Here is a 10,141-nt window from a genome sequence, read left to right on the forward strand (position 1 = left end):
CGAATATTACTCTAGAAGGTGCGCCAAAAGTCTGGGTTCACGCACCAACGTAAGCTAATTCAAGAACCATAGTACGGTTATTGGATTAGCTTACGTTATGTAGTGAACTAAAAATCTACTTTTGTTCCACCCCAGGCTGTTGACATTTTATCTCAGGTAGGTTAATTTGACGGTGAGTCTTATTTAAGTTAGTTAACGCAGAATAATTTATTTTTTAAATAAAAGGAGTCGACGTAATGGGTGAGGTTATCTCATTTCAGCCTTCATGTGAATTTTACTTTAATTTAGGAATGACAGCTTTTTCAAAGAATCGCTATAAAAAAGCGATTGTTTACCTTGAACGAGCGCAAACGTTAGCACAGACCGATGATGATTATGTTTTTGCCAATTGTCAGTTAGCCATTTGTCTACAGTATGATAATCGCTACAATGAAGCAATTTCACAATTAGAGCAGCTAAATAATCATTACGGTAAGAATCATCCAGAAATTCAATATTTTTTGGCTAATTGTTATGCATTTATGAACCAGTTTGAAGATAGCTTTCAGTGTGTTCAAAGGTACCTTACAAGCGGTCAACAGGAATTTAAAGCCGAGGCCATGGATTTACTATCCCAATTAAGGACTGAACTTGGTAACTTTTAGTAAGCAAACTATTAGACTTTCTGAAAGTGACAGCGTATGCTTAATTTCAGAATCTAAATGATGGGAGTTGTGACCATGACAAAAAAAGCTGATATCATCGTAATCGGTGCCGGCCCAGGTGGGTTAACGGCCGCACTTTATGCATCTCGATCAAATTTATCGGTTATTATACTTGACCGCGGTATTTATGGCGGGCAAATGAACAATACAGCTGCAATTGAAAATTATCCAGGTTTCAAGTCAGTTCTTGGACCTGATTTAGCACAGAAAATGTATGATGGTGCAACTCAATTTGGCGCAGAATATGCTTACGGTAACGTTACCGGAATCAAGGATAACGGTGACGTTAAGCTAATCAGCACTGATGATGGGGATTATGAGGCCAAAGCCGTCGTTATTGCAACTGGGGCGGAACACCGTAAATTAGAAATTCCTGGCGAAAACGACTATAGTGGCCGGGGAGTTTCTTACTGTGCTGTCTGTGATGGCGCGTTCTTTAAAAATCGGGAAGTTGCCGTGATTGGTGGCGGTGATTCTGCGGTTGAAGAAGGTCTGTATTTAGCACAGTTAGCCTCTAAAGTAACGATTATTCATCGTCGTGATCAATTGCGAGCGCAAAAGATTATGCAGGATCGTGCTTTTGCTAATCCTAAGGTTAATTTTATTTGGAACGCTAATACTGAAGAAATCTTGGGTGATGATCAAAAAGTCACCGGTGTTCGTTACACCGACAAAGTATCCGGCGAAGCACACACACTACCAGCTAGTGGGGTCTTCATCTACGTTGGAATTAATGCTTTAACGGATAGTTTTACTGATCTAGGCATTCTCGATGATGCAGGTTGGGTAGTTACGGATGATCACATGCGTACTAAGGTTCCTGGGATCTTTGCCATTGGTGACGTTCGGCAGAAGGATCTACGTCAGATTACAACGTCGGTTGGTGATGGTGGTATGGCTGGTCAACAAGCATACGCCTACATTCAGGATTTGGCGGCCAAGGATAAAGAAACAATTTCATAAAGTTTTTATCTAAGGGGGTCGGCCAAAAGTCAGTTTTGGGTTCACAGCGTAACGAAAGCCAATCGTAGTATGGTTATTGAATTAGCTGTACTTGGGCACGCGGCCCCGGATTTTTGGTCCACGTGCTTAGAGTAATGATTAGAAATAATTAAAAGGCAGGGCCAAAAGTCCTAGCCTTTTTTAATTTGTGTAAATTTACTAAGTTAAGTATTGCAGAACCTAACTGAAAGTTAGCTAAACGTCGCAACTGATTATTAAATTTTGAGCAATTAATGAAATTATTCTGAGCTTTTTGGAGTTGTTTTATAAAAGCGCTGCCTTTTGTAGTATACTAATTATTGAATTAAAGATCCGACGTGGGTTGACCACGTAAATTTTAAATAAGGATTTAATGACTTTAGGAGGTACGTTTTAATGACATGGCAGGATACGTACAATACTTGGAAAAATTACACACGTTTAGATGCTGGGCTTAAGGCTGAGCTAGAACAATTAGCTGGTGATGAGGCTAATTTAAAGGATGCTTTTTATGCACCAATGGAATTTGGTACAGCAGGTATGCGTGGTGTAATGGGCCCTGGAATCAACCGGATGAACATTTATACCGTTCGGCAAGCAACTGAAGGCTTAGCGTTAATGATGGATACCTTAGATGCTAAGACAAAGGCTCAAGGGGTCGCTATCAGCTTTGATTCCCGTTATAATTCTGAGGCCTTTGCGCATGAGGCCGCTCATGTTTTGGGCGCCCACGGCATTCCATCTTTTGTATTTGACGCGCTACGGCCTACGCCAGAACTATCGTTTGCTGTTCGTAATTTAGGTACCTACGCTGGTATTATGATTACTGCCAGCCATAACCCGAAGCAATATAATGGCTATAAAATTTACGGTCCGGATGGTGGTCAGATGCCACCAAAAGAGGCCGATTTAACAACTAGTTATGTTCGCAAAGTAACGGACCTATTTGCAATTAAAACGGTTGGTGAGCATGAATTGCGGGCTAAGCACTTATTAACGCTAATTGGTGAAGATGTGGATGAAGCTTACTTGGCTAATATTAAATCCGTTACGATCAATCAAAAATTAATTGACGAAGTTGGTAGCAAGATGAAGTTGGTTTATACACCACTTCATGGCACTGGTAAAATGTTAGGCGAGCAAGCTTTGCGGAATGCTGGTTTCAGCCAATTTCGTTTAGTACCAGAGCAATCCATTTACGATCCAGAATTTGCTACTGTTGCTTACCCAAACCCTGAATTTCCAGAAACATTTGATCTAGCCATTGCACTGGGTAAAAAAGAGGACGCTGACATGTTAGTTGCCACTGATCCTGACGCCGACCGATTGGGAACGGCCGTGCGCCAACCCAATGGTGAATACCGTTTGTTAAATGGTAACCAGATTGCGGCCTTAATGCTTGATTATATTTTGCGAGCTAATCAGGAAGCTGGAACCTTACCTAAGAACGCGGTTGCAATTAAATCCATTGTTTCAACTGAGTTGGCAGCTAAAATTGCTGAGCACTATGGTGTCGAAATGATTAATGTTTTGACTGGTTTCAAATTTATTGCTGAAAAGATTAAAAATTATGAAGAAGACCATAGTCATACTTATATGTTTGGCTTTGAAGAAAGCTACGGTTCATTGATTAAACCATTCGTTCGGGATAAAGATGCCATTCAGGGTGTTCTTTTATTAGCCGAAATTACAGCTTATTATCAAAAACAAGGTAAAACGCTTTATGATGGTTTACAAGATTTGTTTAAACAGTATGGTTATTTTGCTGAAAAAACAATTTCACAAACTTTTGCTGGGGCTGAAGGCGCTGGTGAAATAAAGGCACTAATGACTAAGTTCCGGGAAGAACAACCTGAGAGCTTCAACGACGTTAAGGTCACTGCTTTACAAGATTTTCAGAACCAGGTAACTAATTTTGCGGATGGACACACTGAACCGATTAAGTTGCCAAAGTCCAATGTGCTTAAATATTTGTTGGCCGATGGGACTTGGATTGCTATTCGTCCTTCAGGAACTGAACCAAAAATTAAATTCTATGTTGGTACGGTTGGTACTAGTGAAGAAGACGCTCAAACTCGTTTAACGGCATTCGAACAGGCATTAACTGCCTTTGCGGCTAAATAAAATAAAAGTGGTGTGGTTATGACACGTTTTAATGAGTTAAAACGATGGTGTAACTACACCATTTTTGCTACTTAACTTGAAATTTAACCGAAAAAAACTGTAGAATAAGAACAATTTAATAGATGAAAGGACTGATTGGTTATGGGAATGCACCAATATTTACAAAGCCTGAGCAATTTAGAAACAATTCAACGAGCACCGGGATATTTTAAATTTGAAGAGCATTCGGTGGCTGCTCATTCTTTTAAAGTTACTCAAGTAGCGCAGATGCTCGGCGATATTGAGGAAAATGCCGGTCAAACTGTTGATTGGCGCTCATTATACGAAAAAGCATTGAACCATGATTATACAGAACGTTTTATTGGGGACATTAAAACGCCGGTAAAATACGCGACACCAGCACTTCGCAAAATGTTGGCTGAGGTTGACGATAACCTTACTGAGAATTTCATCGTTAATGAAATACCCACCGAATTTCAGAAAGCTTACCGGCGCCGATTGGGTGAAGGTAAGGATGACACATTGGAAGGCCGAATCTTATCAGTTTCTGATAAAGTAGATTTACTGTATGAATCTTTTGGTGAGATTCAAAAAGGTAATCCCGAAACAGTTTACACTAATATTTATCGGGAAAGCCTTCGGACAATTGTTAGATTTTCGGATATGGCAAGCGTTCAGTATTTTATTAACCAGATTTTACCGGATTTATTGGCTGAAAAGTTTACTAATCGAGAAAAATTACGGCAAATTACACAGCAGATTATGCAGGTCAAGTAAGCGAGCAAAACCATGGCGAAAATATGTTCGGTGTGATAGAATGTAGACACTAATTTGGTTGTAGAGAGTGGAATGAAAAGGTGATGATTACGCTTAAAGAGGCCTCATCTTTTTGCAGCGAGTTTATAAATGGTTCGATCTATTTTATAAATAGCTGGCCACTCTCTTTCGTTTGGTTTGGAGACCATGTTTCCAGGGCGCAAGTTACGCGCTAGTAGAATGGACATCATCCGAAAATAAGATTTTACGGTCACGTAAAATAGACATAGGTAATGAGGAGGTGCCATGTTTCGAGTGCGCGAACTGTGCGCTAGGAGAATGGACATCATCCGAAAATAGGATTTTACGGTCACGTAAAATAGACATATAGGTAATGAGGAGGTCACTTACTTGATTCAACGTGAAGAACATCGTGATTTTGATTTAGTTTCACCTTACCAGCCTGCTGGTGATCAGCCACAGGCAATTAAACAATTGACTGAGGGGATTGAAAAGGGTGAAAAGGCCCAGATCTTATTAGGGGCAACTGGGACTGGTAAGACGTTTACAATGAGTGAAGTGATTAAGAATGTTGGGAAACCGACTTTGGTGATAGCCCACAATAAAACTTTGGCGGGTCAATTATACGGCGAATTCAAACAGTTTTTCCCTAATAATGCCGTTGAATATTTTGTGAGTTATTATGATTATTACCAACCAGAGGCCTATGTGCCGTCAAGTGATACGTACATCGAGAAGGATTCTAGTATTAATGATGAAATTGATAAATTACGTCATTCGGCAACGAGCTCATTATTAGAACGTAATGATGTGATCGTTGTCGCTTCGGTTTCTTGTATTTTTGGTTTGGGCAGTCCTGATGAGTACCGTGATCATGTTTTGTCATTGCGGGTTGGTCAAGAATTGGAACGCAATGAATTGCTGCGCCGTTTAATTGATATTCAATTTGAACGCAATGATATTGATTTTCAGCGGGGACGCTTTCGTGTTCGCGGGGATGTTGTTGAGATTTTTCCAGCTTCTCGGGATGAACGGGCTTTGCGAATTGAATTTTTTGGTGATGAAATTGATCGCATTCGCGAAGTAGATGCACTAACGGGCGAGGTTGTGGGTGACCGCGATCACGTGGCCATTTTTCCGGCAACCCATTTTATGACTAACGATGAGCAGATGGAACACGCAATTGTTAGCATTGAGGCTGAGTTAAAGACGCGTTTGAAAGAATTAACTGATCAGCATAAATTATTGGAGGCGCAACGGCTAGAGCAGCGGACTAACTACGATATTGAAATGCTGCGTGAAATGGGCTACACTTCCGGGATTGAAAACTATTCTCGGCATATGGAGAGCCGAAAAGCCGGTGAACCACCATATACGTTAATCGATTTCTTTCCCAAGGACTTCTTAATTATGATTGATGAGTCTCACGCAACTATGCCGCAGATTCGGGGGATGTATAATGGTGATCGGGCCAGAAAACAAATGCTAGTTGATTATGGCTTCCGGTTACCAAGTGCGCTGGATAATCGCCCATTAAAGTTAAATGAATTTGAACAGCACGTTAATCAAATTGTTTACGTTTCAGCAACGCCTGGGCCATATGAGTATTCACAAACGGATCACGTCGCTGAACAAATTATTCGACCAACTGGGTTGTTAGATCCTAAAATTGAAGTTCGGCCAATTATGGGCCAAATTGACGACCTTGTAGGCGAAATTAATAAGCGTGTAGAACGTCACGAACGTGTTTTTGTAACAACCTTGACCAAGAAAATGGCGGAAGATTTAACCGATTATTTGAAAGAATTAGGAATTAAAGTTCGTTATTTACACAGTGATATTAAAACGTTAGAGCGAACACAGATTATTCGTGATCTACGTCTGGGTAAATTCGATGTTCTGATTGGTATTAATTTATTGCGGGAAGGAATTGATGTTCCCGAAGTTTCACTAATTGCCATTTTAGACGCCGATAAGGAAGGTTTCTTACGGAGTGAACGTTCATTGATTCAAACAATTGGCCGTGCTTCACGAAATGTTGATGGCACAGTCATTATGTACGCTGATCGAATTACTGATTCAATGCAGGCAGCAATGGATGAAACCAAACGGCGGCGAACTACTCAGGAGAAGTTTAATGAGGTTCATCACGTCACGCCAACGACAATTGTTAAGCCGATTCGTGATCTAATTTCACCAACGAAAGCGGCGAAGGACGATCACCAAGAGACTGGTGCTATTAAAGAACCAGATTTTACGGATATGTCAAAGAAGGAACAAAAAGAAATGATTGGCCGGCTTGAGGAACAGATGAAGGCCGCCGCCAAGAAATTAGATTTTGAACAAGCAGCGACTTTACGGGATACAATCTTAGAACTAAAAGCAGCAATTGAATAAATTTTAGACAATTGTCATTGGCTGTCTTTTATTTTGCACGCTGATTTGCGTTTCAACTTAAAATTAGTCCTAAGAACTGAGGAGGAAAAATTATTGGCAAATGATAAAATTATCATTCATGGCGCACGTGCGCATAATTTAAAGGATATCGACGTTACTATTCCTCGGGATAAATTAGTCGTAATCACTGGTTTATCAGGTTCAGGAAAAAGCTCACTTGCGTTTGATACGCTTTATGCAGAAGGACAACGACGCTATGTGGAAAGTTTATCGGCCTACGCACGACAGTTCTTGGGTCAAATGGATAAACCTGACGTTGATTCTATCGATGGATTAAGCCCAGCTATCTCAATCGATCAAAAAACAACCTCAAAGAATCCGCGGTCGACAGTTGGAACTGTTACTGAAATTAATGATTATCTGAGACTACTGTGGGCACGTGTTGGCCACCCCATTTGTCCTAATGATGGGACAGAAATTAGTAGTCAAACCGTCGAACAAATGGTCAATCGAGTATTAAAATTACCAGAAAAAACGAAATTACAAATTATGTCACCAATTATTCGGGCTAAAAAAGGCCAACATAAAAAGGTCCTGCAGCGAATTCAAAAAGAGGGCTATGTCCGCGTTAAAATTGATGGTGAAATTTATGATATCAGTGATGACATTGAGCTGGAAAAGAATAAAAAACACGATATTGATATCGTCATTGATCGGATTGTCGTTAAGGCTAGTGCACGCTCACGGCTATTTGATTCATTCGAAGCGGCGTTACGGTTATCTGATGGGTACGCAACGGCGGACATTATTGGCGGCGAACCAATCATGTTTTCTGAACATTATGCGTGTCCTTACTGTGGTTTCACAATTGGCGAGTTGGAGCCGCGGTTATTTTCATTTAACGCACCTTTTGGAGCCTGCCCCGAGTGTGATGGCTTAGGTGCTAAATTAGAGGTTGACGAAGATTTGATTGTGCCTGATCCAACGTTGACTCTGAAAGCGGGGGCAATTGCACCGTGGAACCCAATTTCGTCTCAGTATTATCCGCAAATGCTGGCCCAGGCCGCAGCAAGTTTTGGCATTGATATGGAAAAGCCATTTAATAAATTACCTGAAGAACAGCGTAATTTAGTTTTATATGGTGCTGGTGACCGAACTTTCCATTTCCATTACGAAAATGATTTTGGTGGAATTCGGGATGTTGACGCAACCTTTGAAGGCGTCGTGAATAACGTTTCGCGACGTTACCACGATACCAACAGTGACTTTACTCGGACACAGATGCGGCAATACATGACGGAATTAACTTGTCCCGTTTGCCATGGTTACCGTTTAAACCCGCAAGCACTTGCCGTTAAAGTAAACGGTAAGCATATTGCTGAGGTTTCTGAATACGCGATTAATCGTTCTTTAGAATTCTTCCAGGGGTTAAAACTAACTGAAAAAGAGTTAACTATTGCCAAACCAATTCTTAAGGAAGTTACTGATCGATTGAATTTCTTGAAAAATGTTGGTTTGGATTACCTTAATTTAAGTCGCTCTGCTGGAACTTTATCTGGTGGTGAGGCCCAACGTATTCGCTTGGCAACCCAAATTGGTTCTAATCTATCCGGTGTTTTGTATATTTTAGATGAACCATCAATTGGTCTCCACCAACGAGATAACAATCGCTTGATTAGCTCATTAAAATCAATGCGGGACCTTGGGAATACGTTAATTGTCGTTGAGCATGATGAAGATACCATGCGTGCCGCGGACTACCTATTGGATATTGGCCCAGGAGCGGGTGAAAATGGTGGTCGAGTCATGGCGGCTGGCACACCTAAAGAGGTTGAGGCTAATCCCAAGTCATTAACCGGTCAATATTTGGCTGGCAAAAAGTACATTCGGTTACCGGAAAAACGCCGTAAAGGTAACGGTAAAAAAATCCGTTTGACCGGTGCCGCTGAACATAACTTGAAGAATATCACCGTTGATTTTCCGTTAGGCGATTTTATTGTCGTCACTGGTGTTTCTGGATCAGGAAAGTCAACGTTGGTGAACAGTATTTTAAAGCGTGTTTTAGCGCAAAAATTAAATCGAAATAAGCAAAAACCAGGTAAATATAAATCAATCGCGGGCGTGAAAAATATTGATAAGATAGTTGATATTGATCAAAGTCCAATTGGGCGAACACCTAGAAGCAACCCAGCCACTTACACTAGTGTTTTTGATGATATTCGGGATCTCTTTGCGCAGACTAATGAGGCCAAAATGCACGGTTATAAAAAGAATCGTTTTAGTTTTAACGTGCGAGGTGGTCGCTGCGAAGCCTGTAAAGGTGATGGGATCATCAAAATTGAAATGAACTTTCTACCTGATGTTTACGTGCCCTGTGAGGTTTGTCATGGTAGTCGCTACAATTCTGAAACGTTAGAAGTTTTGTATAAAAATAAAAATATTTCGGATGTTCTGAATATGACGGTTAATGAAGCCTTACCCTTCTTTGAGAATATTCCTAAGATTCGGCGTAAATTGCAGACGATTGTTGATGTCGGGTTGGGCTACATTACTTTGGGCCAGCCGGCGACCACTTTATCTGGTGGTGAGGCACAACGAATGAAGCTGGCTTCCGAATTACACCGGCGCCAAACCGGTAAGACTTTTTATATTTTAGATGAACCAACAACTGGCTTACATTCAGATGATATTAACCGGTTATTGGCCGTGTTACATCGACTTGTGGACGCTGGCAATACAGTTTTAATCATCGAACACAATTTAGATGTGATTAAAACGGCTGATTATTTAATTGATCTAGGACCTGAAGGCGGTGCGGAAGGCGGTTATGTTGTTGCAACTGGAACACCTGAAAAGATCGCTGAAACCGATGCAAGTTATACTGGTCAATATTTGAAGCCAATTTTAGAACGTGATGCAAAACGACCACGTTTTGATGTTAACTCGATAAAGGCTAAAAAGTAGGCCTTAAAAATAGTAAGAATACGGTTGTCGTTGAAATCATGCTTTTCGCTGATTTTGATTATTTCAGTAGTTCTTACTTTTTTCTACGATTAGTCAAGAGAAACCTCTATTTTATGGGGTTCTCTTTTTTTTGAGCAGTACTTTAAGATTTTTTCCCGTGTTTTATAGATTGTATTACCGAATAAATGTATGAT

The 10,141-nt window shown here is 40.6% G+C and carries 6 protein-coding genes; all 6 read left to right on the forward strand.

All coding sequences use genetic code 11. The features are described from left to right. Positions 1–236 precede the first annotated feature (236 nt). Positions 237–644, forward strand: coding sequence for a tetratricopeptide repeat protein (locus tag EKM98_RS05425; RefSeq protein ID WP_125981111.1), 408 nt, complete (start codon positions 237–239; stop codon positions 642–644). A gap of 75 nt (positions 645–719) precedes the next feature. Next, positions 720–1,667 carry a thioredoxin-disulfide reductase gene (trxB, locus tag EKM98_RS05430; RefSeq protein WP_068225306.1) on the forward strand — a complete coding sequence of 316 codons (948 nt, stop codon included), beginning with the start codon at positions 720–722 and terminating at the stop codon, positions 1,665–1,667. A gap of 414 nt (positions 1,668–2,081) precedes the next feature. Next, a complete protein-coding gene (locus EKM98_RS05435; RefSeq protein WP_125981112.1) occupies positions 2,082–3,809 on the forward strand; it encodes a phospho-sugar mutase in 1,728 nt (575 codons plus the stop codon). Positions 3,810–3,950: 141 nt separating this feature from the next. After that, on the forward strand, positions 3,951–4,586 hold the full coding sequence (locus EKM98_RS05440; RefSeq protein WP_125981114.1) for an HD domain-containing protein: 636 nt from the start codon (positions 3,951–3,953) through the stop codon (positions 4,584–4,586). A gap of 390 nt (positions 4,587–4,976) precedes the next feature. Next, positions 4,977–6,983: an excinuclease ABC subunit UvrB gene (gene uvrB, locus EKM98_RS05445; RefSeq protein WP_125981116.1), complete on the forward strand. Its 2,007-nt coding sequence runs from the start codon at positions 4,977–4,979 to the stop codon at positions 6,981–6,983. A gap of 93 nt (positions 6,984–7,076) precedes the next feature. Beyond that, positions 7,077–9,947: an excinuclease ABC subunit UvrA gene (uvrA, locus tag EKM98_RS05450; protein ID WP_125981118.1), complete on the forward strand. Its 2,871-nt coding sequence runs from the start codon at positions 7,077–7,079 to the stop codon at positions 9,945–9,947. Positions 9,948–10,141 lie beyond the last annotated feature (194 nt).

Origin of the sequence: Loigolactobacillus iwatensis (genome assembly GCF_003950295.1) — a bacterium.
Lineage (GTDB): Bacteria > Bacillota > Bacilli > Lactobacillales > Lactobacillaceae > Loigolactobacillus > Loigolactobacillus iwatensis.

Bases quoted from the DNA above. Each gene is read 5' to 3' on its own strand.
- trxB (WP_068225306.1), top strand. From the start codon at position 720: ATGACAAAAAAAGCTGATATCATCGTAATCGGTGCCGGCCCAGGTGGG.
- EKM98_RS05435 (WP_125981112.1), top strand. From the start codon at position 2,082: ATGACATGGCAGGATACGTACAATACTTGGAAAAATTACACACGTTTA.
- EKM98_RS05425 (WP_125981111.1), top strand. From the start codon at position 237: ATGGGTGAGGTTATCTCATTTCAGCCTTCATGTGAATTTTACTTTAAT.
- EKM98_RS05440 (WP_125981114.1), top strand. From the start codon at position 3,951: ATGGGAATGCACCAATATTTACAAAGCCTGAGCAATTTAGAAACAATT.